The organism is Amycolatopsis sp. MEPSY49 (assembly GCF_051337345.1).
In the GTDB taxonomy this organism is placed as follows: Bacteria; Actinomycetota; Actinomycetes; order Mycobacteriales; family Pseudonocardiaceae; genus Amycolatopsis.
This window is the reverse complement of sequence record NZ_JBDLYJ010000001.1, coordinates 576,158-601,605: the sequence shown is the minus strand read 5'-3', so window position 1 is coordinate 601,605 and position 25,448 is coordinate 576,158. Positions and strand designations below refer to the sequence as shown.

The following is a 25,448-nucleotide window of genomic DNA, read 5'->3' as shown; positions in this document are numbered from 1 at the left end:
GGAAACCAAGACCATGAACCTGCTCGCGGTAGAACGCATCAAGCTGTTCTCCACCCGATCGCCGTGGTGGTGCGCGCTCATCACCCTGGCCCTGACCATCGGCTTCGCCGCCATCATCGCCGGCGCGACGCCGTCCGACTCGCAGCTCACGCTGTCCGCCACCCAGTTCGGCGGCTCCCAGTTCGGGATCGCCGTCGTGATGGTGCTCGCCGCGCTCGCGGTGACCACCGAATACCGCTTCAACACCATCCGCACGACGTTCCAGGCCGTGCCGCACCGCTCGCCGGCGCTGGTCGCCAAGGCGATCGTCGTCGCGCTCGTGGCGCTGGTGATCGGGGAGATCGCCGCGTTCGGGGCGCTGGGCCTCGGCATGCTCATGCGGCCCAACGACGGCCTCGGCCTGCACACCTCGCAGGACTGGATGAACGTCGCGGGCCTCGGCCCGGTGTTCGCCCTCAGCGCGGTGCTCGCCGTCGCGCTCGGGATCCTCATCCGGCACAGCGCCGGTGCCATCGCACTGCTGCTCATCTACTACTTGGCCGTGGAAGAGCTGGTGCAGCTGATCCCGAAGATCGGGCACACCATCCACGAGTGGCTGCCGTTCAACGTGGCGAACAAGTTCCTGCGCGGCTCGGCGGTCGTCGACGGCCCCGCGCCGTCGGACTCGCCGCTGAGCCCGGGGTGGGCGCTGGCCTACTTCGCGGGTGTCGCCATCGTGTTCCTGCTCATCGCGCTCGGGGTCGCGAAGAAGCGGGACGCATAAGGGGGAACAGGGGATAAAGGGGAAAACGGGAATCCGGGTCGCGCTGTCGGGGGGCGACCCGGATTCCCGTTTCTCGGTAGTCTCCTCAGGTGATCGAAGCGAACGCACTGACCAAGCGGTACGGCGCCACCACCGCGGTCAACGAGCTGACGTTCACCGCGCGGTCGGGGCGCGTCACCGGCTTCCTCGGCCCCAACGGCGCCGGCAAGTCCACGACCATGCGCCTGGTCCTCGGCCTCGACACGCCCGACGCGGGCACGGTCCTCGTCGACGGCGTCCCGTACCGGCAGCTGAAAGATCCCCTCCGGACGGTCGGCGCGATGCTGGACGCCACTTGGCGCCACCCCGGCCGCAGCGGGCGCGACCACCTGCGCTGGCTGGCCGCGACCAACGGCCTGCCCGAGAAGCGCGTCGACGAAGTGCTCGCCCTGGTCGGGCTGACCAGCGCTGGGGGACGCCGCGCCGGGCAGTACTCGCTCGGCATGCTCCAGCGGCTCGGCATCGCCTGCACCCTGCTCGGCGACCCCCGCGTGCTCCTGTTCGACGAGCCGGTGAACGGCCTCGACCCCGAGGGCATGGCCTGGATCCGCCGGCTGCTGCACGCGCTGGCCGCCGAGGGCCGGACCGTCTTCGTCTCCAGCCACCTGCTGCCCGAGATGGCGCAGACGGCCCAGGACCTGGTCGTGATCGGCCGGGGCAGGCTCATCTACCAGGGCACCATGGACGACTTCGTCGCGCAGACGAGCCGGCACGGCGTGCGCGTGCGCACCCCGCACGCCGACGAGCTGCGCGCCGCGCTGACCGGGCAGGCGGAGTTCACCGAAGACGGCGGCGCGTTCGTGGTGTCCGGAATGGACAGTGACCGGATCGGGCAGCTCGCCTTCGACGCGGGAGCGACGCTGCACGAGCTGAGCCCGATCACCGGCTCGCTCGAACAGGCCTACCTCGACCTCACGCGCGAGGCCACCGAGTTCACCGCGGGAGCGGCCCGATGAGCACGACCGGCAACCTGCTGCGCGCCGAGCGCATCAAGTTCTTCAGCACCCGGGCGCCGTGGTGGTGCATGGCGCTCGCGTTGGCGGCGCCGCTCGGCTTCACCGCGCTGTTCTTCGCGCTGGCCGGCCCGGAGATCCCGCCGACGGTCGGCAACACCCAGCTCGCGAGCGGCAACGGCCGGACCGTGCTGGTCGTGCTCGCGATCCTCGCGACGGCGTCGGAGTTCAACTGGGGCACGATGCGGCTGACGTTCCAGGCCGTGCCGAGCCGGGTGCCCGCGCTGCTGGCGAAGGTGGCCGTCGTCGGCGCGGTCGGCGCCGGGCTCGGGCTGCTCGTCGGCTTCGGCTCGTGGGGGCTCGCGACGGTGGTGGCGCCGGACGCCGACCTCGCGCTGCACTCCGGCTCGGAGTGGCGCTCGGTGCTGGGGCAGAGCCTGGTCTTCCTGCTCGCCGCGGTGGCCGGCGTCGGCGTCGCCCTGCTGCTGCGCAGTGTCGCCTTCGCGCTGACGGTGGTGCTCGTGTGGACGCAGGTGCTCGAGGGCGTGGTGATCTTCATCCCGGGCGCCGGCAAGCACATCTACCAGTGGATGCCGTTCCACGCGGCCGACCAGTTCGTCGGCGCCGGCGGGCTCGGCGCGGGACCGGTGCAGCTACCGGCCGCTCCGCTCGGCCCGTGGGGCTACCTCGGTTACTTCGCGGCGATCTGCGTTGCACTGTTCGTGGCCGGGGTCATCACCACGGCACGCCGCGACGCCTGAGCGTGACGGCGCTCTCAATACCTCAAAAATTCGTGTTAACAAAAGATGAAGAGGCTGTGGCTTCTCTCACAGGCACCGGACATACTGCTATGACCAGGCAATATTCGTAAGTGAGCACCGGAACCGTCTGCGCTCCCCTGGAGGTGATCCTTGACGGTGAACACCGGTCAAGAATTGGGCAACACGATTCCCCGAGCCCGTGTCGAAGACGACGCTCCCCGGCTCGAACCGATGCTGGACCTCGAATGGTCGCGGGCGATCGAGCTCCCGCAGGCTGCCCTGACGGCGGCGACGCCGGCCGAACTCCGCCGGGCGTGGGTGCACCGCGCGCCCGAAGACACCGTCCTGGCGTTGTTCCGCGCCTCGGCCGGGATGGCGGGGCCGATCCCGGCGCCGTGGTGGCTCCGCGCGATCGCGGACGGGAAGCTGGATTCGCGGGAACAGGGTTTCCGCGTCGAAGACCGCATCGCGCAGCTGCTCGGCAGGCGGCCGGGCTGGGAATTCGTCCCCTGGGCCGCGGACGGCGAATCCGGCTACTGGGAGTTCATGCCGTCCGAACGCGGGAAATCGGGGCACGCGATTCCCACGACGGTGATGAACACCGACCGGCACCCGGGCTGGATCGACGTCCTGCCCGCGCACAGCGGCCGGACGCCGGACCCGATCGCGATCGCCGGACTGGCGGGGCTGCGGTCTCGTCTCGGGGAGCTCGAAGCCGTTCGTTAACCTCGGTGAGTGGAAAACGAGGACCAGCCCCGGCTGCGCAGCGTGGTCAGCTACGTCAAGCGCGGTGGCCGGATGACCGTCGGGCAGCAGCGAGCGTGGGACGAACTGTGGCCGAAGCTCGGCCGCACGGTCGGTGAGCTGCCCGAGGGAAAGCTGGACTTCACCGAGTGGTTCGGCCGCGAGGCGCCGGTCATGCTCGAGATCGGCTCCGGCATGGGCGAGACGACGTCGCAGCTGGCCGCCGCGGCGCCGGAGCTGAACTACGTCGCGGCCGAGGTCTACGACCCGGGCCTCGGCCAGCTGATGCTGCGCGCCGAAAAGCTGGGCGTCGAGAACCTGCGGCTGCTGCACGGCGACGCCGTCGTGTTCCTGACCGAGCACGTCGAGCCGGACACGCTGCACGGCGTGCGGCTGTTCTTCCCGGACCCGTGGCCGAAGAAGAAGCACCACAAGCGGCGGATCGTGTCGCCGTCGTTCGCCGCGCTCGTGGCGTCGCGGCTCGCGCCCGGCGGCACCTTCCACATGGCGACCGACTGGGAGAACTACGCCGAGCAGATGCTCGAGGTCTGCTCCGCCGAGCCCGCGCTGCGGAACCGGTACGACGGCTGGGCGCCGCGGCCGGAGTGGCGGCCGGTGACCAAGTTCGAGCAGCGGGCCGACGTCGAAGGCCGCGTCTCGCACGACCTGATCTTCGAAAAGCGGTAGGAGTTCGCCCCTCCCCCGACAGAGGGGCGAACATCCTCCCTATTCCTCGGCCAGCGGCTCGGCCTGGACCCGCTTGAGGGCGGGCGTGCAGACCGACGCGCCGAGCAGCGCCACGCCGACGCCGAGCACGACCGGCGCCAGCAGCCACGGGCTGAGCACGATGCCGCGCGGGTCGACCATGCTGTAGAGCCCAACACCGACCAGCACCCCGACGATTCCCGCGCCGACGGTGGCGACCAGCGCGGGCAGCGCGGCCTCCATCCGCAGCGCCCTCGCCAGCACCCGCACCGGTGTGCCGGCGGCCATCAGCGCCCCGAACGTCCGGCGGCGGTCCATCACCGAGCCCGCGGTCGCGACCGCGGCGCTGCAGCCGGCCAGGATCCCGGCGGCGATCAGCCCGATCACCGTGACGCGGCGCAGGTCGCCGAGCTCGGTCTGCTGGTTGAACAGGTACTGGTCGCGGCTGCCGATCTCCTCGCCCGCGGCCGGCGCGGCCAGCGCCGTCCGGACGATCTCGCGGTTGGCGTCGGTGGTCGGCGCGACGACGGTGACCCACTTCGGCGTGAGGCCGGCCGGCAACGCGGCCGGGTCGATGATCGACGTGCTCGACAGGTCCGAGTCCCGGGGCGGCACGGCTTCCGCCCGCGTCCCCGAGTTCACGGCCACCGCGGGGGCCTCCCACTCGGTGGCGATCTTGTACGTCGCCAGGTCCAGCTGCTTGTCCCCGAAGACGGCCGGACCGCCGGTGCAGTTCGCCGGCGTGAGGCCGTACCGGGTCAGCTTGACGGCGTCGGCGCAGGTCATCACCAGCGCCCGGTTACCGTTGCGCTCGCGGCCTTCGCCCTGCACCAGGTAGACCTCGCCGACCGCGACGGCCTTCTCGGCCTGCCCGTACTTCCGCAGGGACGCGTTGGCCTGGTCGACGATCGTGCCCGCGTGCTGGGCGTCGGTGTCGACGTAGAGCACGGAGTCCTGGAAGGACCGCCCGCCGCCGGCCATCGACTCGAACGTCGGCAGCAGCGTCAGGGCCATCGACCCGGCGAACACCGCGAGCACGATCCCGGCGGAGGCGCGGTAGGCACCCTTCGGGTCGTCACGCAGGCGGCGGCCGGCGAGCAGCGCCGACGGGCGCCGCCAGATCCGGACGAACGTGCCGCCCACCGCCGACGTCACCCACGGCCCGACGACCGCGGCCGAGCCGACCAGCAGGAACAGGCCCGCCATGACCATCGTGATGCCGCCGGAGTCCTTCGCGGTCGTCACCGCGACGAGGAAGAACAGCCCGGCCGCGGGCAGCGCCAGCAGGCGCCACCAGCGCAACGGCTTCTTCGTGTGGCCGCCCGTCGCGAACAGCGGATTCTTGAGCACGCGGCGCAGGCCGAGGACGCCGGCGAGCACCACGAGCACCGGGATCGCCAGGACGATGAACACCGTCAGGCCGACCGGCAGCGCGAAGTCGGACGCGAGCCACGTGCCGCCCGCCCACGGCACGAACGACGCGAGGCCGTGCAGCGCCGGGCTGATCAGCAGGCCCAGCAGCGCGCCGATGCCCGCGGACAACGTCGTCTCGGCGGCCACCATGTTCGTGACCTGCCCCGGGGTCGCCCCGGCCAGCCGGATCGCGGCCAGCCGCCGCTCCCGCCGGGCCGCGGTCAGCCGCGCCGAGGACGCGACCAGCACCAGGCTCGGCACCAGCAGCACGATGATCCCGACCCAGGACAGCAGCATGAGCAGCGGGTCCGGGCGCGCCTTCCCGCCCGGGAAGCCCGCGATCGGGTTGGCGTTCTCGGGCATCTGGTCGGGCGTGTGCCCGACGAGCGCGACGAGCTGCTCCGGGAAGCGGAGGGCGTCCTCGCCGAGCGCGCCGACGGGCTTGCCGAACCGGTCGCCGAGCTGGTCGGCCGGGTGGCCCTGGAGGAGCCGGCCGAGCGCCGGCGACACGACGGTCTCGCCCGGGCCCGGCAGCTGCGGCACCCCGGCCGGCAGCGGGACCTCGGCCGCCGTGGCGCCCGGGGTCAGCGCGACGTCGACGCGCATGATCTGCTGCCCGTCGAAGTAGTCCTTCGCCGAGTTGAAGACGATCTTGGCCGGGGCGTCGGAGCCGCGGCTGTAGAAGTCCTCACCCTGCCAGAGGGCGCGTTGCTCGCGGTTCTGCGTGGCGAACGGCAGCGTCGCCAGCAGCAGCACCAGCCCGGTCGCGACGGCCACCCCGATCGCGGTGAGGATCGCCGACGTCCGGGTCCGCCGGTCGACCTTCAGCACCCGCAGGGCGATCTGGAGCGAGTTCACGCCGCCAGCCTCGTCGCGATCAGGCCGTCCCGGATGGAGACGGTCTTGGGCATCGACTCGGCCAGCTCGCGGTCGTGGGTCACCACGATCACCGCGGCGCCGGTCTCGTGGGCGGCGCCGAGCAGGGCGTCCATCGTGTCGCGGCCGGTGCGCGTGTCGAGCGCGCCGGTCGGCTCGTCGGCGAAGATCACCTTCGGCCGGTGGGTCAGCGCACGGGCGATCGCGACGCGCTGGGCCTCGCCGCCGGACAGCTCGCCGGGGCGCCGCTTCTCCTTGCCGGCCAGGCCGAGGCGCGAAAGCCACTGGCGGCCGGCCTCGATGGCCTCCTTGCGGCCGAGCCCCGCCAGCAGCGACGGCAGCGCGACGTTCTCTTCGGCCGACAGCTCCGCGACCAGCATCCCCGACTGGAAGACGAAGCCGAACTCGGTGCGGCGCAGCTCGCTGCGCTTCTTCTCGCCGAGGTGGTCGATCCGCTGGCCGGCCAGGAAGATCTGCCCGTCGTCGGCGCGGAGGATCCCGGCCAGGACGTGCAGCAGCGACGTCTTGCCCGAGCCCGACGGCCCGACGATGGCGACGGCGTCCCGCGGCTGGATGTCGATGTCGATGCCGGCCAGGGCGTACTGCGCGCCGTAGCGCTTCACGAGCCCGCGGCCGGAGAGCACCGGCCCAATCGTCGCTTGTGGAGTGTTCGGGTCCACCACGTTCTCCTGTCGGTTCGGATCTTGACGCCGACGAGCTTCGCGGAGATCGGGGGTGGTCCACTTCGGGCAGACGGCCAGTCACGGCTGGTGCAGCCTCGGCCGATCGGCCGAGGGAGCGCGGGCCACTCGGCCAAGGTGCGGACGCGGGCGGATCCTCTAACGTCACGTTGTGACCGCCGCGCCCCCGCCGAAAACGCTGTACGCCCGCGCCGCCAACCTGGTGCGGCGCATCGGCGTGCCTTCGGCCGTCCTGTTCGCCGCCCTGCTCTTCGACGTCGTCTTCACGACGCAGGCGGCGCTCGACGATCACGGTCCCAAGTTCATCGACTTCGGGCTGCTGCCCGGCATGTTCGCGATGGTCGCCTGCGCGGTGTGGGCGCAGAAGCGCGCCGCCGTCGCCGGGGTGGCCGGTGGCGCGGTGCTGGTGTTCTCGACGCTGTGGATCTACGCGTTCCGCATCCCGGCGTACTCCAGCGTGCTACCGAAGATCACCATCACCGAGGTCGTGGCCGGGGTGCTGATGGTGTACTACGTCACCCGGCGGGCGCGGGCGGGCGTGGCGTTCTGCGTGGTCGGTTTCCTGGTCGTCGGCGGCCTGGTCGCGCTCTTCGGCCGGTACCGGGGCATCGACGACATCGACGGCGGCACGGCGACGCAGGGTCTGGTGTTCGGCCTGCTGCTGCTCGCCGGCGCGGTCGTGCCCGCGATCACGCTCCGGGACCGCCGGCCGAAGGCCGATCCGCGGACGCGGAAGCTGCAGCGGGTGAACGAGCTGGCCCTGGGGCAGTGGCCGTTGATCGGGCTGCTCGGGTTCGCGCTGATCTTCGAGTTCGGCTACACGTACTCGAGCAACGCCCGCGGGTTCCCGATCCTGTTCTGCTCGCTCGTCGCGGCCGCGATCGCGGTGCTGGCTCCGCGGCGGCCCGCCGACGCGCTCCTCGGCATCGCCGGGGTCCTGCTGGTGTCCGCGGTCGTCACCCCGTTCCTGCACCTGCGCTACGACTACCCGATGCCGGGCGGGGTGCCGTTCGTGCAGGTCATCGCCGCGATGGGCGTGATCGTCACGCTGACCCGCGCCCGCGGGCTGAGCCAGTCGTGGCCGCGGATCGGCGTCCTGTCGGCCGTCGTGGCGCTGGCCGCGATCGTCAACTCGGACAAGCCGTCCGGGCTGCAGACCGACCCGCAGACCCTGTCGATCCTGGCCTTCGCCGCCGCGCTGCTGCTCGGCATTTCGATCGCGGTCGGCCTGATGCTGCGGTCGCGGGACTCCGAGCGCACGACGGTCGTCCAGTCGGCGGTGGCCGACGCGCAGACCGCCGAGCGGATGGCGCTGGCCCGCGAACTGCACGACGTCGTCGCGCACCACGTCACCGGGATCGTCGTGCAGGCCCAGGCCGCGCGGATGATGGCCGAGCAGAAGCCGGAGGTCGCGGTCGAGGCGATGGCCCGGATCGAGAACGCCGGCGTCGAGGCGCTCGCCGCGATGCGGCGGCTGGTCCGCTCGATGCGCGGCGACGCGCCCGCCGGGTCGAGCGAGTTCAGCGAGCAGGCCACCACCGACCTGGGCGCCGACCTGCGGAAGCTGGTCGAGAGCGCCAACCACGGCGTGCCGACGTCGATGCACCTCGACCTGCCGCCGGACCTGCCGCACGAGGTCGGCCGCTCGGCGCTACGGCTGGTCCAGGAGTCGCTGACGAACGTCGGCAAGCACGCCTCGGACGCGACGGACGCGTTCGTCCTCGCCGAGGTGAGCGGCGACGAGCTCCACCTGCGGGTGACGGACAACGGCCACGAGACGACGCGGCGGCCCGCCGGCGGGTCGGGCGGATACGGTCTGGTCGGCATGCGCGAACGCGTCGCGCTGCTCAAGGGACGGCTGTCGGCCGGGCGCGGCCCGGACGGCGGCTGGCGCGTCGAAGCTTGGCTGCCGCTGGCGGCCGGAGAAGACACGGAAGGGGACGAGTGATCCGGGTACTGATCGCCGACGACCAGGAGATGGTGCGGATGGGCTTCCGCATGATCCTGGACGCGCAGGACGACATCGAGGTCGTCGCCGACGTCGCGGACGGCGTCTCGGCGGTGTCGAAGGCCCGCGAGCTGCGCCCGGACGTCTGCCTGCTCGACATCCGCATGCCGGGCCTCGACGGGCTCGAGGTCACCCGGCAGCTGGCCGGCCCGGACGTGAGCGATCCCTTGAAGGTCGTCGTGGTGACCACGTTCGACCTCGACGAGTACGTGCACACGGCGTTGCGCAACGGCGCCCACGGCTTCCTGCTCAAGGACGCGGGCCCGGCACTGCTGATCGAGGCGGTCCGCGCGGCCGACCGCGGCGACGCGCTGGTCTCGCCGCAGATCACCATCCGCCTGCTCAAGCACTTCGACGGCGGCTCGGCCCGGTCGCAGCCGGCCCCGCCGTCGGAGCCGCTGACCGCGCGGGAGATGGACGTCGTCAAGGCGGCGGCGCGCGGGCTGACGAACACCGAGATCGGCGCGGAGCTGTTCCTGTCGCTGTCGACGGTGAAGACGCACCTGGCGTCGGTGCAGGGCAAGATCGGCGCCCGCAACCGCGTGGAAATCGCGGCGTGGGCGTGGCGGAGTGGAGTCGTCTCGTAATCCAGGGTGCGTAGTATCCAGAGATGCAACGCCGTTTCCACGCCCCTGTCGTTCTCCCCGCCGACGCGTCTTGTTCGCTCCTGCGTGACGCGGTCGTCGATGTGGACGCCGACGGGCGCATTTCCCACTGCGGACCGGCGGCCACCGCCCCCGAGTCCGCCGCACCGGTCACCACCCTGACCGGCATCCTGCTCCCCGGCCTGGTCAACACGCACGCGCACAGCCCGATGACGCTGCTGCGCGGCATGGGCGGCGACCTGCCGCTGCTGCCCTGGCTCAACGAGATCATCTGGCCCGCCGAAGCGAAGCTGCGGCCCGAAGACGTCCGCACCGGCATGTTGCTGGGCTCGGTCGAGATGCTGCGCCACGGCGTCACGACCAGCGCCGAGATGTACTTCGAAGGCGAGCAGCTGGTCGACGCGGTCCTCACGACGGGCGGCCGCGTGCTGGTCGCGCCGCCGGTGATGGAGCTGCCGGGCCTCGACTGGAAGGCCCAGCTGACAGCGATCGAGCGCTGGATCGACACGGACGGCCTCCGCTTCGGTCACGGCGACCGCATCGAGCTGGGTTACGGCCCGCACTCGGCGTACATGCTGTCGTCGGAGGGGCTGCGCGCGACGGCGGAGTCGGCGGCTTCGCGTGGTGCGCTGGTGCAGATCCACGTCGCCGAGGCGGCCGCGGAGGACACGGCGGTCCGCGCCTCGCACGGTTCGGTGCCGGCGCTGCTTCGTGAGCTGGGCATGCTCGACGGCCGGGTGCTGGCGGCGCACGCGATCCACCTGTCGGACTCCGACATCGCGCTGTTCGCGGCGCACGGCGTCGGTATGGCGCACTGCCCGGGTTCGAACGCGAAGCTGGCTTCGGGGATCGCGCGGATCAAGGACCTGCGAGACGCGGGCGTGGCGGTCGGCCTCGGCACCGACGGCCCGGCGTCCAACGACGACATCGACCTGTGGGAAGAGCTGCAGCTCTCGGCGATGTTCGCGCGGCTGGCGACCGGCGATTCGACGGTGCTGACGGCCGCGGACGTGTTCCTGCTGGCGACCCGCGGTGGGGCTTCGGCGCTGGGGCGGTCCGACATCGGGGCGCTGGAGCCGGGCCGCTGGGCCGACCTGGTGCACATCGACCTGGACGACCCGGCGTTCGCGTGCGGCTTGGACGTGCCGGACGTGCAGTTGCTGTCGAACCTCGTGTGGGCGGCGGGGTCGCGGCGGGTCCGGGACGTGTGGGTCGCGGGTGAGCAGGTCGTGGCGGACGGCGAGTCGCTGAAGGTGGACCGGGCGAAGGTCCAGGCCGAGGTGGCCGAGACCGCCGCCCGGCTGCGGGCTTGATACCTGGCTGCGGCTTGATCCACAGGCTCGTGCGAATGGGGACAACTCCGGGCCGGCAGCGTCGGCGGGCCGGGTTTGTCGGCCCTCGCCGATAGAATGGACTTGGGGACGCCCCCAGGGCAGGGCGGGGGCCGTTCTTGGGGCGGGGGCGGGTTCCGGCATAGTCGCCCGACTCAACTGAACCGCCGGTGAAGCCCCGACCTGCGTCCGCCGAGTCCTGAGTGGCGCGATCCAGCCCTGGCAGCAGCCAGGACTTGAAGGTCGCGGCCTCCGGGCTGCCGAGGACGATCGCCGTTCCGGCTTGAAGCGCGAGCTGAAGGAGACCTTTCACCTTCCAGTGCGCCCTGAGCAGAGGCCGGAATGAGCACGCGCGACTTCGCCGGAACCCTGCCGGAGAGGGCGGGTTCCAGGTGCCTCACCGGCGTGAACGGCAAGCTGACGGCAGAACCGGCACCCCACCCAGACCTCCCCCCACCCCGATACGAAGCCAGAACACGGACGGTAGCGCCGGGTCAAGGCACGCTTTCCCGCCTTGACGCGGTGCTACCGGCCGTCGTCACAATCCGGCTTCGGGGTGGTGGGCCAGCGAGGGCCGGCCGGGACGTCATGAACGACCCTTTCCTGACATCAGACGCGGTGAACGACCCTTTCCTGACGTCACCCGCGGGAGAGGACGGGGCCGGGCTGGTCAGCGGGGGCGGAGGATGACTTCGGTCTGGTGGGCGTCCGGGGTGGCGGACACCGCCGTCACCACCGCGGTCGCCACCGAGTCCGGCTTCAGCAGGTGCGACGTGTCGTAGTCGCGGCCTTCGCCCTTGAAGATCTCCTGCTGCATCTCGGTGTCCGTGCGGCCGGGGTACACCGACGTCACGCGGATCTCCGGCTCCTCCTCGCGCAGGGCGTCGGCGAAGGCGCGGACCGCGAACTTGCTCGCCGCGTACGGGGACCAGCCCGGGCGCGCGTTGCGGCCGGCGCCGGAGTTGATCACGACCACGTGGCCGCGGGCCGTCCGCAACGCCGGCAGCAGGAGGCGGGTCAGCTCGACCACGGCCAGGGTGTTGACCTCGAAGTTGTCGCGCCACGCCTGAGCCGGCGCCTCCTCGACGCGGCCCAGCTTGGCGACCCCGGCCGAGTGGACCAGGACGTCCAACGACGGGATGTCCGCGACCGCCGACGCGAGTGAGTCCGGGTCGGTCAGCTCGACGGGCCACGGCTTCGCGCCCGGGAGCTCCTTCGCCAGCGCCTCAAGGGCCGCCGCGTCGCGGCCGCCGAGGAGGACGCGGTGGGTCGGGGCCAGCTGGTGGGCCACCGCCTTGCCGATGCCGCGGGAAGCGCCCGTCACGAGGGCGAGGGGAAGATCCGTCATGCCCTCCACCGTAGCTACGCGAAGCCGACGTCGACCGTGCGGTCTTCGCGCTTGTCGGGACCCAGCTGCCGCGGGTCCGCGCAGCCCGTCGCCGGGTCCGCGTCCGAGTCCTTCGCGTCGTCGCCCGCGTCCTTCGGCGCCGGCTGGTGCCCGTCCGCGGTGAAGCACACCTGGTAGCTGCCGTCCTCGAGACCGTCGAAGCCGTACGCGCCGTCCGGGCCCGTCACCACGCTCGCGACCTCCTTGTCGCCGCTCTTCAGCACCGCCTTCACCCCGCCCAGGCCCGGCTCGCCCGCGTCCTGCAGGCCGTTGCCGTTCGGGTCCGACCAGGCGAAGTCGCCGATGCGGTTCGTCGGCGTCACCAGGCCGAGGTCCACCGCGAAGTCCTCGCGCGACGGGCCGCCGACCGTGCGCGGCGCGGTGCAGCCGTCCGGGCCCGCGTCCGAATCGCGGTCGTCCGGCGCCGCGTCCTTGCTGGTCGCCGCGTAGCCCGGCGGCACCGCGAAGCAGACCTGGTACGTGCCGTCCTTCAGCTTCTCGAAGCCGTACTTGCCCTTGTCGTCCGTCGTCGCGGAGGCGACCGTGCCGCCCGCGCCGTCCTTCAGCGTCACCTTCACGCCCGCGACGCCGGGCTCGTCCGGGTCCTGGACGCCGTCGCGGTTGCGGTCCGCCCAGGCGAAGTCGCCGATCTTCGCGATCGCCGGCGGCGGCAGCACCGTGATCGTCGCCGACGCCGTCTTGTCGCCCAGCGTGCCGCCCGGGTACTTCACGCCGGTCACCTTCGCGGTGTTGACGTGCCCGGTGTCGGCCACCGTCAGGTTCGGGTGGTCACAGGTCAGCGCCTTGTTCGCGCCCGCCGCGAGCGCGAACGGCTCGAACCTCCCGGTGCACCACGGGTCCACGACGGTGATCCCGCTCAGGTCCTGCGTGCCGTCGTTCGTCACGGTGACGCGGTAGTGCGCGGTCTCGCCCGCGGTGACCGTCGCGAACGGGCCCCACGCGCCGGTCGCCGGGTTCTGCACTTCCTTCTTCACCGAGTACGCCGCGAGCTGCAGGTCGACGCAGTCCCAGCGCACCCGTTCGGCCCTCGTCGTCGCGAAGAACTTCACGGCCGCCGCCTTCGCCGGAGCTGTCACCTCCGGGAAGTCCTGCCGGACCAGCCGGCCGTCGCCGGCGAAGTGGTCGGCGACCAGCTTGGTCTCCTGGACCTGGGTGCCGTTCACGTCGAAGAAGCGCAGCCCGGTCCCCGGCCCGGTGTCCGGCGCGTACGAGCCGGTCGACACGCTCAGCGTGTAGACGCCGCCGGGGACGAACTTCTCGGTCGAATAAGCCGTGCTGGCCCGGCCGTCCGGCGTCTGGATCACCGCCGACCGCTGCCCGTCGACGGCGAACGCCCGCTCGGTCAGCAGCTTCGGCGCCTTCGCGGGCGGGGTCCCGGGCGGCACGGGCGCGGCCGGCGTGAAGACGTAAGCGTCCGGGGCGCCGTTGCGCGCCGTCTCCTCGACGCTCGGGTTGGCCGCGATCCCGCCGCACGCCGACGGCGGATCCGCGGCGGCCGCGGGTACGACCGTCCCCGAGAGCGCCACCACCGCCACTGCCACCACGCGCGCCGAACGGACCATGCCTCGACTATGGCGCGGCGCCGGGGCCCGCACCGGCCGAGAACCGTCCACTTAAGAGTGAACCTGCAGCCGGTGCGGGCCACGCGTCAGCGTTCGCCGATGCGGCCCGGCAGGCCGAAGCGGCCCTTCTTCCACACCGACACGATCGACGGCCGCGGCTGCGCGGTGCCGCCGTCGGGCCAGTGCGACGTCGGGTTCGCCGAGCTCGCCGCGTTCTCGCCCGGGTGCTGGACCGCGACGAGCACCAGGTTGTCCGTCACGACCGGGCCGCAGGTCTCCGCGCCGACCGGCACCGAGAGGAACTGCTTGACGTGCCCGCGCTCCGGCCCGCTGACCGGCACCGAGAACAGGCCGTCGTTCGCGCCGAGGGCGTTGCCGTCGGTGGAGATCCACAGGTTGCCGTGCCGGTCGAAGGCCACGTTGTCCGGGCACGAGATCGGGCTGACCTGGCTCTTGTCGAAGCCGCCGAAGTACGTGTCGGCCGCGGCCGGGTCACCGCAGACGAGCAGCAGCCGCCAGGTGAAGCGCGTCGACGCCGCGTCGCCGCGGTTCTCCTCCCACTCCAGAACGTGGCCGTTCTTGTTGCCGTTGCGCGGGTTCACCTCGTCGACGCCGGCCTTGCCCGCCGCGCCGCGGTCGGTGTTGTTGGTCAGCGCCGCGTAGATCCGGCCGTTGACCGGGTTCGGCTCGATGTCCTCCGGCCGGTCCATCTTCGTCGCGGCGACCTTGTCGGCGGCCTGGCGGGTGAAGACGTAGACCTCCTCGGCGGTGAATCCGTCCACAAAGGACTTGTCGCCGCTGGCCAGCGGGAGCCACTCGCCGGTGCCGTCGAACTCGTGGTCCGCCGGAAGCTTGCCGGTGCCGTCGATCTCGCCGGGGCTGTCGCCGGTGAAGCGGGCGACGTACAGGGTGCCTTCGTCGAGCAACGCCGAGTTGTGCCGCCGCGCGTGCGCGCTGTTGCCCGGCTTGTACTTGCCCTTCGAGACGAACTTGTAGATGTACTCGAACCGGCTGTCGTCCCCGGAGTAGACGGCGACGCGGCCGTCCGTGGTGATCTTGATGTTCGCGGCCTCGTGCTTGAACCGGCCGAGCGCGGTGTGCTTGACCGGCGTCGAGTTCGGGTCGTTGGGGTCGATCTCGACGACCCAGCCGAAGCGGTTCGGCTCGTTGGGCTCCCGCGAGACGTCCCAGCGCTTGTCGAAGCGCTCCCACTTGCGGGTGCTCGTGCCGGTGCCGACGGTGTAGCGCTTGAGCCGCGCGGCCTCGACCGGGTCGGTGACCTTGTCGGAGTTCGCGAAGTACTGGTCGAAGTTCTCCTCGCCGGAGAGCACCGTGCCCCACGGCGTCACGCCACCGGAGCAGTTGTTCTGCGTGCCGCGGACCTTGCGCCCGCTCGGGTCGGCCGACGTCTTCAGGTACTTCGAGCCGGCGGCCGGGCCGCGGACCTCGAAGACCGTGTCGAGCGTGATCCGGCGGCCGTACCGGCTCGGGACGACCGAGAGGCCGCCGTGCACCGGGTCGCGGCGGGTCAGCAGCACCGACAGGCCGTGCGCCGCCCAGGCGATCTTGACCTGCTCCTCGGTCGGGTTGGCCGGGTCGTACTGGTCGGCCGGGAACATGTGGACCTCGGTCGTGTACTCGTGGTTGACCACGAGCAGGTTCGACAGCCCCAGCGGGTCCTGCGGGATCAGGCCGACGAAGTCGTTGTTGTAGCCGAACTGCTTCGCCTGCGCGGCCGCCGTCTGCTTGGTGTAGTCGAACTTCGGGGCGCCGGCGACGACCGGGTCGCCCCAGCGGACGACGACGCGCTGGTCGTAGGCCGCGGGGATGCTGACCTGGTCGAGCTTGTTCGGCGGGACGGGGTCGAAGTCCGTGCCCGGGACGGGCCGCGACGGCTTCGGAGCGTGGCCGGCGGGTGCGGCGGCCGCCGTGCCGGACAGGGCGGCGAACCCGCCCGCGGCGGCGGCCATCACGGCGCCCGCCTTGAAGACCCGGCGGCGCGAGATGTCCTTGACGACGTCGCCGAAGTACTCGTTCCCGGAATCGTTGGCTTCCGGGTGGGCGCACGCGTTGCCGCAGCGGTATTCACAGGTGATCGGTGAGCGGCCGCCCGGATGGGCGGGCAGCAGCGGGAGCAGGCGGTCGAGCACTTCGCCTCCATGGTGGGGGTTCGGGAACGATCCGAACCTAAGCTCCCAAAACCAGCCATTCCCGACATCCAGGTGAACGGCGGATGTACTGCTGCCCCCAACGGACCATCAGAACTCTTCGCCGACGAGCACCGCTTCCCGCGGCACGGCGTGCGGGTCCGCCTTCTTCTCCCGCAGCGAGAGCAGCCCGCCCGCGACGACGCACAGCACGGCGGAGGCGATGAACGGCGCCTGCGGCGAGCCGAACCACTCGGCGACGTGCCCGACGAGCGTCGCGGCGACGGCGCCCCCGAGCCAGCGGCAGAAGTTGTAGCCCGCGCTGGCGACCGGGCGCGGCGCGTCGCTGATCGACATCGCGGTGCCGGTGAACAGCGTGTTCAGCAGGCCGGACACCAGCCCCGAGACGACGATCCCGGCGACCAGGACCGGCTTGCTCGGCACGGCGAGGACCAGCATCAGCACGGCGTACCCGAACACGGCGGCCGCGGCGGCGTGCCGCTCGCCGAGCTTGGCGGCCAGGCGCGGCGCGAGGGCGACCCCGGCGACGGCGACGCACAGGCCCCAGCCGCAGAACACCAGCCCGACGGCGATGGCGCTCCAGCCGAGGACGAACGGCGACCAGGCCAGCACGGCGAAGAACGCGGCCGTGTACAGCGCCGACGCGACCGAAGTGCGCAGCAGGCCGGTGTGCTTCAGCGCGCGCAGCGGGTCGAGCAGCTTGATCGGAGCGCGTTGCTCGCCCTTGTCGCTCTTGAGGAAGACCGCGCACAGCACGAGCGCGCCGGCCATCAGGATCGCGGTGCCGAGGAACGGGCCGCGCCACGAGATGCTGCCGAGCAGCGCGCCCAGCAGCGGGCCGACCGACAGGCCGACCCCGAGGGCGGCCTCGTAGAGCAGGATCGCGCCGGCCTGGCCGCCGGTCGCGGCGCCGACGATCACCGAAAGCGCGGTCGCGATGAAGAACGCGTTGCCGAGGCCCCAGACCGCGCGCAGCCCGACGAGCTGCTCGATCGAGCCGGCGGCCGAACACAGCGCGGTGGCGGCGACGATCAGCGTCAGCCCGACCAGCACGGTCTTCTTCGGGCCGAACCTGGCGCTCGCCGCGCCGGTGACCAGCATCGCGATGACCTGGACGCCGAGGTAGGACGAGAAGAGCAGCGTGACCTGCGACGGCGTCGCGTCCAGGCCCTTGGCGATGGACAGCAGGATCGGGTCGACCAGCCCGATCCCCATGAAGGCGATGACCGCGGCGAACGCGGTGATCCACACCTGCTTGGGCTGGCCCTTGACGGCGTCCAGCAGGCTCGAGTGGTGCTCAGCGCTCATCGCTGATCAGTTCCTCCTTCTTGGTGTCTACGAGCAACTGTGTCTTCTGGGGCCGAGCCCCAGACCCCAGCCGGGGGGCAGGCCCCTCTGGCCCCCCCAAAAGCAACTTGGCGAGAGCCGGGAGGGCGGCTTCGATCGCGGCGCGGTCGGTGTCGTCCATGGCGATGAGCCGTTCGCGAAGGAACTCCTCGCGGGCAGCCACCGTCTCGGCGTAGAAGCGGCGGCCCTCGTCGGTGACGTCCACGAGCACCGCCCGCCGGTCGGCGGGGTCCGGCGTGCGGGTGGCGAGGCCGAGGCGTTCGAGCCGGCTGACGACGTCGGTCATCGACGGCAGCTTCACCTGCTCGAACTCGGCCAGCGCGCTCATCCGCCGCGGCCCGCCGTTGACCAGCTCGCTCAGCACCGAGCCCTGCGTGAGGGTCAGCGTCAGCTGCGGGGTCTGGCGGCGCACCTGGTGGTACAACCGGAAGACCAGCGGCCGCAGCCGGTGGGCGAGGTCGGCGATCGGGGAAGTCACTTAGCTAGGCTAACAAAATATAGTAAGGGTAGCTAAGTAATTCGGCTCACAGGCTAGGCTCGGGGTATGGAAGCGGTGATCTTCGACCTCGACGGCGTCCTGGTGGACTCGGAGCGCATCTGGGACGAGGTGCGCCGCGCGGTGGTCGCCGAGCACGGCGGCACGTGGCTGCCGGAGGCGACGCGGGCCCAGCAGGGGATGAGCACGCCGGAGTGGGCCCGGTACCTGGTGGAGGAGCTGGGCGCCCGGCTGTCGCCACCGGAGATCGCGACCTTGGTGGTCAAGCGGATGGCGGCGCGGTACGCGGCCGAGCCGCCGTTGATCCCGGGTGCGGTGGAGGTCGTGCGGCAGGTTTCGGGGCGGTGGCCGGTGGCCATCGCGAGCTCGTCGCCGGTGATCCTGATCAAGGGGTTCTTGGACGTGACGGGGTTGCCGGTGGGGGCGGCGGTGTCGTCCGAGCAGGTGGGGGCCGGGAAGCCGGCGCCGGATGTGTACCTGCGGGCGGCCGAGCTGCTGGGGGTGGCGCCGTCGGACTGTGCGGCGGTCGAGGACACGACCAACGGGCTGCGGTCGGCGATGGCGGCGGGGATGGCGGTTTATGCGGTGCCGAACCCGCACTTTCCGCCGGATGAAGAGGTGCTGACGCAGGCCACGGCGGTGGTGGAGAAGATCACCGACCTGCCGGGGGCCCTAGGGCTCAGCTGACCTCGGCGCGCACGGGCGGCGAGCCGGGAACGACATCGGCCAGGAACACCTGGTACGAGGAAGCCACCCGGTCGACCAGCTTGCCTTGGCTCAGGTCACCCTTCGCGTTGTACAGCCGCAGATGCTCCATCGTCGAAGAGAGCAGGTAAACCGCCTTGCCGGGCGGCAGCGGCCCACCGATCTCGCCGACGTATCCGGCCAAGACGGTTTTCCCGCCGTCCGGTAGCAGTGCCATGCACTGCGGAGATTTCGTCCCGTACTGCGGAGCAGCCGAGGTGAGGTCCGCGCCCACGGGGATGGCCGCGACACAGAACAACTCCTGGCCGGTGCTGTTCGGCGGCGTGCCGACGTAGGCCCACGCCCGCCACCTGTCGGTCTGTCCCGCGAACTCGATGAGTATCGCTTTGTCACCGAAGGTGAGCATGCGGTCGAACGGCTGGTGCTCCGGCTTGGCGAGCACCAGCTCCTGGCCCGGGTTCGCCGGCGGGGCCGGGGCGGGGTCGGTGTTCACCCGGGTCGCCAGCAGCACGCTGGTCAGCACCACCAGCACCGCCGCCAGCGGCGCGACCACCACCGTCAACCGGCGGCGCCGCGGCCGGCGCTGCCTCCGCTGCTGCTCCGCCCACGCCGCGTCGAGGTTGGGCGTGACTTCCTCGGCCTGTCCGCGCAGTGCTTCGGCCAGTTTGCGTTCGAGGTCGGTCATCGCTCACCTCCCGGCTCTTCCCCCAGGTGCTTGCGCAGGTTCTCCATCGCGTGGTGGGTCGTCGCCTTGACCGTGCCCGGGGAGATGCCCAGGATCTCCGCGATGCCCGCCGTACTGAGGTCCAGCCAATAGCGAAGCACCAGCACCTCGCGTTGACGACGGGACAATTTCCCCAGCACCGTGCGCAACTGCTCGTGCTCCCAGTTGGCCACCGCCCGGACCTCGGCCGACAGCTCGTCCGGCGGCCGGTCCTGCGGGGTCCGCCGGACCACGCGCAGGTGCCGCGTGCGCGACCGCGACATGTTGACCACGGTCGTGCGGAGGTAGCCGGCCACCCGCGTGTGGTCGGACAGCGTGTCCCAGCGCTGGTGGAGCTTGACGAAGGCCTCCTGGGCGACGTTCTCCGCGTCGTCCGCGCCGAGCAGGTGGGCAAGCCGGGTCATCTGGGCGAAGTACTCCCGGAACAGGTCGTGGAACGTCGGCGCGCCCAGGTCCCCCGGCGCGCTCTCGCCCACGCTCGCACTCACACCCCGCCAACGCGCACCCCGCCCCACCGGTTTATCCATCCGGCCGAAAAGTAGGCCGTCCCCCGCATGACACGTGACCTCCACTCCCAAGCCATCGGCCGTGACTGTGGTCGGATGGGTAAAGACTGGCACAGCGTCCACCACGCGAAGAAGGCCGCCACCAGCGGTGACGGCCTTCTCCCGGGAGTCTGCGTTTACCGCTCGACCTCGCCGCGGATGAACTTCTCGACGGCATCGCGCGCGGTCGCGTCGTCGTACTGCTCCGGCGGCGACTTCATGAAGTAGGACGACGCCGACAGGATCGGGCCGCCGATGCCGCGGTCGAGCGCGATCTTCGCGGCGCGCACGGCGTCGATGATGATGCCGGCCGAGTTCGGCGAGTCCCACACCTCGAGCTTGTACTCCAGGTTCAGCGGCACGTCGCCGAACGCGCGGCCCTCGAGCCGGACGTAGGCCCACTTGCGGTCGTCGAGCCACTGCACGTAGTCCGACGGTCCGATGTGGACGTTGCCCTTGCCGAGCTCGCGGTCGACCTGCGACGTCACGGACTGGGTCTTGGAGATCTTCTTCGACTCGAGCCGCTCGAGCTCCTTCATGTTCAGGAAGTCCATGTTCCCGCCCACGTTGAGCTGCATCGTCCGGTCGAGCTGGACGCCGCGGTCCTCGAACAGCTTCGCCAGCACGCGGTGCGTGATGGTGGCGCCGACCTGGGACTTGATGTCGTCGCCGACGATCGGGACGCCGGCGTCGGTGAACTTCTGGGCCCACTCGGGGTCGGAGGCGATGAACACCGGCAGCGCGTTGACGAACGCCACGCCGGCGTCGATCGCGGCCTGGGCGTAGAACTTGTCGGCCACCTCGGAGCCCACCGGCAGGTACGACACGAGCACGTCGGCCTGCGCTTCGCGCAGCGCGGCGACGATGTCGACCGGGGTCTCGTCGGACTCCTCGATCGTCTCGCGGTAGAAGCGGCCGAGCCCGTCGTGGGTGTGGCCGCGCTGGACGGTGACGCCGAGCGGCGGCACGTCGGCGATCTTGATGGTGTTGTTCTCGGAGGCGAAGATCGCCTCGGACAGGTCGCGGCTGACCTTCTTGGCGTCCACGTCGAACGCGGCGACGAACTCGATGTCGCGGACGTGGTAGCCGCCGAAGTCGACGTGCATCAGACCGGGAACGCGGGTGGCCGGGTCCGCGTCGCGGTAGTACTGGACACCCTGGACCAGCGACGCCGCGCAGTTGCCGACGCCCACGATGGCCACCCGTACGCGGCGGTTCTCGCCCATGGGGGTTTCTCCTTCAATCCGTCTGTTCAGTAGGTCTGGTGCCGCGACGCTGCGGCCCGGCCGCGCGGCTCAGGTCTCGGGACCCTGCCGTTCGGCTTGTTCGTGCGCGATCAGCTCGTTGAGCCAGCGCACCTCCCGCTCGCTGGTCTCCAGCCCCAGCCGGTGCAGCTCGCGGGTGTAGCGATCGATCTTCTCCTCGGCCCTGGCCAGCGCCGCCCGCATGCCCTCACGGCGTTCTTCGACGCGGCGGCGACGGCCTTCGAGGATCCGCATCCGCACGTCGGCCGGGGTCCGCGAGAAGAAGGCCAGGTGGACGCCGAAGCCTTCGTCGTCCCAGGTCTGCGGCCCGGCGTCGCCGAGCAGCTCACCGAAGCGCTCCTTGCCCTCCGCGGTGAGCTTGTAGACCCGCCGTCCGCGCCGCGACCACGCCCGGTCGTCGGCCTCGTCCAGCTCTTCGACCAGGTACCCGGCCCGCAGCAGCTTCCGCAGGGTCGGGTACAGCGAGCCGTACGAGAACGTCCGGAACGTGCCGAGCGTCTCGTGCAGCCGCTTGCGCAGCACGTACCCGTGCATGGGCGCTTCGTGCAGAAGACCGAGGATCGCGAACTCCAGCACACCGCACCCCCTTTCGGGAACAAACCGAGCCGACCGGCGTTGCTCCGAACGATCGCCTCGATCAAACCTACTCAGCCACTATATCGCGCCGATACATCGAAGTGGCGAAGCTAACGAGGCCACTCACTCTGGAGCGGGGGAAATTCACCGGAGAGTTATCGAACGTCCGGCGTGTCCGTCCCGGTTGCGGGGCCGGTGACGCTAGGGGGCGTGGACGACACAGGAAGAGCCCGTACTCTGTCCTGGTGATTAACCAGCGGCAGGTCGTGGACTACGCGCTGCAGCGCCGTGCGCTGCTGGCCGAAGTCCGCTCCGGGCGCGTCGGCAGCTACGAAGCCTGTGACGCGAGCCCGTACCTGCTGCGGGCGGCGAAGTTCCACGGCCGGGCCGGTGACCAGCCCTGCCCGATCTGCCGCCAGGAGCCGCTGACCCTGGTGTCCTGGGTCTACGGTGACGAACTCAAGCACGTCGCGGGCTCGGCGAGGACCCCCGAAGAGCTGGCCAGGATGGCCGGCCGGTTCGCCGAGTTCACCGTGTACGACGTCGAAGTCTGCCGGGCGTGCCACTGGAACCACCTGGTCCGGTCATACGTCCTCGGCACGGGGGAGCCGGCCGACGGTCCGCGAAGGACCGCAGGCCGGTGAGCTGGAACACAACCGCTGAAGAGCGCAGAACGGCGCACTACCGGGTGCCGGTCTGGGAGGCCCATTCGTGAACGACGACCGCAACCGCTCCTGGCCCGGCCAGGAGCCTGATGCACCTCGCCGTGCCCAGTCAGGCCCGTGGCCGGGGGAAGACCCCGGACCGGCGTGGCCCGGCGAAGAAGCCCCCCGCCGTCCTCAACGTGGCACCCCGCCCCGCGGCAATCCGCGCGGCGGGTCGCCCGAGTGGCCGTCCGGCGACGAAGGCGGCCCGCAGTGGCCCGGCGAAGAGCCGCCACGGCGGCCGCAGCGCCCGCGTGAGCAGGGCCAGCAGGGCATGCCGCCGCGCCGCGCCGTGCCCCCGACCGGGCAGCAGCGCGACCGGCAGGGTCCGCCCGGGTCGCCGCCGCAGGGCTTCCGCCAGCCACCGGGTGGCCGGCGCCCCGCGCCGCCGCCCGAGCGCGAGCCGGACCTGATCACCCACCACGCGCACAACGGCACCGACGACTTCGGCCGCGACCCGTACGACGACGGCTACGACGACGCCGCCTTCAACGAGTTCGCCGACGACGTCGAGCCCCAGGACGAGCTCGACGAAAACGGCAAGAAGGTCCTCACGCCGGCGCAGCGCAAGAAGCGCCGGTGGAAGATCATCCGGCGGGTGGCGTACGCCTGCGTCGGGCTGTTCTTCGTCGTCCCCGCGATCGCGTTCGTCATCACGTACTTCCTGGTCGACGTGCCGACGCCGGAGAACATCAAGTCGCTGCAGAACCAGCCGATCACCTACTACGACGCCAGCGGCCAGGTGATGGGCCGGGAGCTGCCACCGGGCGGCGACCGCCAGCTGCTCAAGCCGGGCGAGGTGCCCGAGGTCGTCAAGCACGCGGTGTACTCGGCGGAGGACGCGACGTTCGAGACCAACTCCGGCTTCGACGTCACCGGCATCCTGCGCGCGGTCTGGAACCAGGTCTCCGGCGGCCAGGGCGGTGGTTCGACCATCTCCCAGCAGTACATCAAGCAGGCGACGCAGAACGACGCCCCGACGCTGACCCGCAAGTGGACCGAGCTGGCCAAGTCGTTCAAGATGAACAACCAGCAGTCCAAGGAAGAGATCATCACTTCCTACCTGAACATCGTCTACTTCGGACGCGGGGCGAACGGCATCCAGGCGGCCGCGAAGGCGTACTTCAACAAGGACGCGAAGGACCTCAACGCGTCCGAAGCCTCGCTGCTGGCCGGCCTGATCCAGGGCCCCGGCAAGTCGGAGAACCAGGCGTACGCGCAGAAGCGCTGGACGTACGTGATGGACCAGATGGTCGCCAACAAGTGGCTGCGCGCGGACGAGCGGGCGACCTTCCAGTACCCGACGCCGATCCCGAAGAACGCCAACAAGGAGCAGAACTCCGGCAAGCTGACCTACCAGGTCCAGCAGCGGATCAAGGACGAGCTCGCGGCGAAGGGCTACGACGAGAACAAGCTGTTCTCCAGCGGCGCCAAGATCTACACGACGATCGACCCGGCGGCGCAGGAAGCCGCGGAGAAGGCCACCGCCGACGGGATGAAGGGCCAGACCGACGAGAACCTGCTGAACGCGCTCGTCGCGGTCGACCCGAAGACCGGCGGGGTGCTCGCCTACTACGGCGGCCCGGAGCTGGTGAAGGACGCCAACGGCAAGGACCAGATCGGGCAGGACCGGGCCAACCAGGCGCGCAACCCCGGTTCGTCGGTGAAGGCGTTCGACCTCACGGCGTTCCTCAAGATGGGCAAGGGCCTCGGCGAGACGTTCGACGGCTCGAACAACCGGGTGCTCGGCGGCCGCACGGTCCGGAACGCGGGTGACAGCGCGAGCTGCGGCAAGGAGTGCACCGTCGCCAAGGCGATGGAGATCTCGGCGAACACCGTGTTCTACGACATGGTCCTGAATGTGACGAAGCCGTCCCGGGTCGCGGAAGCGGCCAAGGAGGCCGGGGTCAAGGTCGCGCCGGACGGCAAGAGCGTCCTCTACACCGACGACAACAACATCTCGCTCGGTGGTGGTGGCACGGCCGTGACGCCGGAGGACATGGCGGCCGCGTACGCGTCCTTCGCCAGCGGTGGCACCTACCACGAGCAGCACTTCGTCGCGAAGCTCACGAACAACCAGGACGAGGTGGAGTTCGACCAGAACAACATCAAGACCAACCCGGCGTTCGACGACGACGCGTCGAAGAGCCAGCAGATCGCGGGCAACGTCACCGAGGCGCTGAAGCCCGTCATCGAGCACTCGAAGCTGAAGTGCCCGACCGGCCACGAATGCGCGGGCAAGACCGGTACGCAGCAGTACACGGCCAAGGACGGCGACCCGGCGTCGTACAACGACCGCAACGCGCAGACCTGGATGGTGGGCTACACGCCGTCGGTGTCGGCCGCGGTCTGGGTCGGCGGCGACGGCAACAAGCCGCTGCACGACCCGAAGAACAAGCCGATCTTCGGTGCCACCATCGCCGGTCCGACGTGGCAGAACTTCATGAACCTCTACCTCAAGGGCAAGCCGGCGGAGAAGTTCGACAAGGTCCAGCCGATCGGCAAGGACGTCAACGACGTGACGACGACGCAGCAGAAGCCGTCGGACACGCCGACCACGACGACCCCGCCGACCAGCACGGAAAGCTCGCCGAGCACCGAGCCGTCGGACACCGAGACGAGTACGTCCCGGACGACCCGGACCCGGCCCGGGCCGCCCATCTCGAGCATCAACCCCGGTGACGGCAACACCTTCGGAGGTGGTGGCGGGCTCGCCTCGCCACCGGGCGCCGGGCCCGGGTAGCAGCGTCCTCCTTCAGGGCCCTCCGCGAACGCGCGGAGGGCCCTGAAGCGTTTCAGGAAGACCGTTCCGGCAACCAATCCGGCCCACGCGCGTCCTTTCCCAGAGGGGGTGGCGGCCGTCGCTGCCCGCGTACTCACTGGAGGACTGCCCCGTGCCCGACGATCGATCCCGCTCCTGGCCCGGCCAGGGACCCGATCCGCGCCGTCGCGCACCCCAGGGTCCACCCGGCCAAGGGCCGCGCCGCCCGCAGCAACCGTGGCAGCAGCAGCCGCCACAACAGCCGCCGCGGACGCCGCCGCGTGGGTA

22 protein-coding genes are annotated in these 25,448 nt (G+C 71.1%); 11 read left to right on the top strand and 11 right to left on the bottom strand.

Annotation, left to right across the window (positions count from 1 at the left end; genetic code table 11):
- The first annotated feature begins 13 nt into the window (after positions 1 to 13).
- From ABFJ78_RS03005 to trmB, 5 genes are all read left to right on the top strand, one after another.
- A complete protein-coding gene (locus ABFJ78_RS03005; protein WP_436384043.1) occupies positions 14 to 763 on the top strand; it encodes an ABC transporter permease in 750 nt (249 codons plus the stop codon).
- A gap of 89 nt (positions 764 to 852) precedes the next feature.
- Positions 853 to 1,758: an ABC transporter ATP-binding protein gene (locus tag ABFJ78_RS03000; RefSeq protein WP_436384042.1), complete on the top strand. Its 906-nt coding sequence runs from the start codon at positions 853 to 855 to the stop codon at positions 1,756 to 1,758.
- Positions 1,755 to 2,516, top strand: coding sequence for a hypothetical protein (locus ABFJ78_RS02995; RefSeq protein WP_436384040.1), 762 nt, complete (start codon positions 1,755 to 1,757; stop codon positions 2,514 to 2,516). Before ABFJ78_RS03000 ends, ABFJ78_RS02995 begins: the two co-directional genes overlap by 4 nt.
- 174 nt (positions 2,517 to 2,690) lie before the next feature.
- Positions 2,691 to 3,242, top strand: coding sequence for a hypothetical protein (locus ABFJ78_RS02990; RefSeq protein ID WP_436385368.1), 552 nt, complete (start codon positions 2,691 to 2,693; stop codon positions 3,240 to 3,242).
- A gap of 9 nt (positions 3,243 to 3,251) precedes the next feature.
- Positions 3,252 to 3,947, top strand: a complete 696-nt coding sequence (trmB, locus tag ABFJ78_RS02985) for a tRNA (guanosine(46)-N7)-methyltransferase TrmB (protein WP_436384039.1) — start codon at positions 3,252 to 3,254, stop codon at positions 3,945 to 3,947.
- A 39-nt stretch (positions 3,948 to 3,986) separates the two neighbouring features.
- Here the strand turns inward: trmB and ABFJ78_RS02980 are convergent, their stop codons facing one another.
- A complete protein-coding gene (locus ABFJ78_RS02980) occupies positions 3,987 to 6,236 on the bottom strand; it encodes an FtsX-like permease family protein (protein WP_436384037.1) in 2,250 nt (749 codons plus the stop codon).
- On the bottom strand, positions 6,233 to 6,934 hold the full coding sequence (locus ABFJ78_RS02975) for an ABC transporter ATP-binding protein (RefSeq protein WP_436384036.1): 702 nt from the start codon (positions 6,932 to 6,934) through the stop codon (positions 6,233 to 6,235). The genes ABFJ78_RS02980 and ABFJ78_RS02975 overlap by 4 nt, the downstream gene beginning before the upstream one ends.
- A 172-nt stretch (positions 6,935 to 7,106) precedes the next feature.
- On the opposite strand from ABFJ78_RS02975, the gene ABFJ78_RS02970 reads away from it, so the two are divergent.
- The 3 genes from ABFJ78_RS02970 to ABFJ78_RS02960 are packed head-to-tail and all read left to right on the top strand — an operon-like array spanning position 7,107 to position 10,881.
- A complete protein-coding gene (locus ABFJ78_RS02970) occupies positions 7,107 to 8,903 on the top strand; it encodes a histidine kinase (RefSeq protein ID WP_436384035.1) in 1,797 nt (598 codons plus the stop codon).
- Positions 8,900 to 9,550: a response regulator gene (locus ABFJ78_RS02965; protein ID WP_436384033.1), complete on the top strand. Its 651-nt coding sequence runs from the start codon at positions 8,900 to 8,902 to the stop codon at positions 9,548 to 9,550. Before ABFJ78_RS02970 ends, ABFJ78_RS02965 begins: the two co-directional genes overlap by 4 nt.
- Positions 9,551 to 9,573: 23 nt before the next feature.
- A complete protein-coding gene (locus ABFJ78_RS02960; RefSeq protein WP_436384032.1) occupies positions 9,574 to 10,881 on the top strand; it encodes an amidohydrolase family protein in 1,308 nt (435 codons plus the stop codon).
- 688 nt (positions 10,882 to 11,569) lie between these two features.
- Here ABFJ78_RS02960 and ABFJ78_RS02955 read toward each other — a convergent pair.
- The 5 genes from ABFJ78_RS02955 to ABFJ78_RS02935 form a co-directional block, all read right to left on the bottom strand.
- Positions 11,570 to 12,247, bottom strand: a complete 678-nt coding sequence (locus tag ABFJ78_RS02955; protein ID WP_436384030.1) for an SDR family oxidoreductase — start codon at positions 12,245 to 12,247, stop codon at positions 11,570 to 11,572.
- Positions 12,248 to 12,261: 14 nt separating this feature from the next.
- Complete coding sequence (locus ABFJ78_RS02950) at positions 12,262 to 13,869, bottom strand: DUF7850 domain-containing protein (protein WP_436384029.1); 1,608 nt, start codon at positions 13,867 to 13,869, stop codon at positions 12,262 to 12,264.
- A gap of 86 nt (positions 13,870 to 13,955) precedes the next feature.
- Positions 13,956 to 16,019 (bottom strand): PhoX family protein, encoded by a 2,064-nt coding sequence (locus ABFJ78_RS02945; RefSeq protein ID WP_436384028.1) that lies wholly within the window; start codon positions 16,017 to 16,019, stop codon positions 13,956 to 13,958.
- 108 nt (positions 16,020 to 16,127) lie between these two features.
- Positions 16,128 to 17,345 carry an MFS transporter gene (locus tag ABFJ78_RS02940; protein ID WP_436384027.1) on the bottom strand — a complete coding sequence of 406 codons (1,218 nt, stop codon included), beginning with the start codon at positions 17,343 to 17,345 and terminating at the stop codon, positions 16,128 to 16,130.
- Entirely contained in the window at positions 17,335 to 17,862 is a 528-nt protein-coding gene (locus ABFJ78_RS02935) for a MarR family winged helix-turn-helix transcriptional regulator (protein WP_436384026.1), read from the bottom strand. Before ABFJ78_RS02935 ends, ABFJ78_RS02940 begins: the two co-directional genes overlap by 11 nt.
- A gap of 66 nt (positions 17,863 to 17,928) precedes the next feature.
- Here ABFJ78_RS02935 and ABFJ78_RS02930 point away from each other — a divergent pair, with 66 nt between their 5' ends.
- Positions 17,929 to 18,567, top strand: coding sequence for an HAD family hydrolase (locus ABFJ78_RS02930; protein ID WP_436384025.1), 639 nt, complete (start codon positions 17,929 to 17,931; stop codon positions 18,565 to 18,567).
- Here ABFJ78_RS02930 and ABFJ78_RS02925 read toward each other — a convergent pair.
- The 4 genes from ABFJ78_RS02925 to ABFJ78_RS02910 form a co-directional block, all read right to left on the bottom strand.
- A complete protein-coding gene (locus tag ABFJ78_RS02925; protein ID WP_436384023.1) occupies positions 18,560 to 19,270 on the bottom strand; it encodes a hypothetical protein in 711 nt (236 codons plus the stop codon). The two genes, ABFJ78_RS02930 and ABFJ78_RS02925, sit on opposite strands and share 8 nt — an antisense overlap.
- Entirely contained in the window at positions 19,267 to 19,785 is a 519-nt protein-coding gene (locus tag ABFJ78_RS02920; RefSeq protein ID WP_436384022.1) for an RNA polymerase sigma factor, read from the bottom strand. The genes ABFJ78_RS02925 and ABFJ78_RS02920 overlap by 4 nt, the downstream gene beginning before the upstream one ends.
- Positions 19,786 to 19,991: 206 nt before the next feature.
- Positions 19,992 to 21,080: an inositol-3-phosphate synthase gene (locus tag ABFJ78_RS02915; protein WP_400897229.1), complete on the bottom strand. Its 1,089-nt coding sequence runs from the start codon at positions 21,078 to 21,080 to the stop codon at positions 19,992 to 19,994.
- A 69-nt stretch (positions 21,081 to 21,149) separates the two neighbouring features.
- Positions 21,150 to 21,695 (bottom strand): PadR family transcriptional regulator, encoded by a 546-nt coding sequence (locus ABFJ78_RS02910; protein WP_086679623.1) that lies wholly within the window; start codon positions 21,693 to 21,695, stop codon positions 21,150 to 21,152.
- A gap of 245 nt (positions 21,696 to 21,940) precedes the next feature.
- Here ABFJ78_RS02910 and ABFJ78_RS02905 point away from each other — a divergent pair, with 245 nt between their 5' ends.
- Positions 21,941 to 22,339 carry a DUF5318 domain-containing protein gene (locus ABFJ78_RS02905; RefSeq protein WP_329053600.1) on the top strand — a complete coding sequence of 133 codons (399 nt, stop codon included), beginning with the start codon at positions 21,941 to 21,943 and terminating at the stop codon, positions 22,337 to 22,339.
- A gap of 334 nt (positions 22,340 to 22,673) precedes the next feature.
- On the top strand, positions 22,674 to 25,142 hold the full coding sequence (locus ABFJ78_RS02900; protein WP_436384021.1) for a transglycosylase domain-containing protein: 2,469 nt from the start codon (positions 22,674 to 22,676) through the stop codon (positions 25,140 to 25,142).
- Positions 25,143 to 25,448 lie beyond the last annotated feature (306 nt).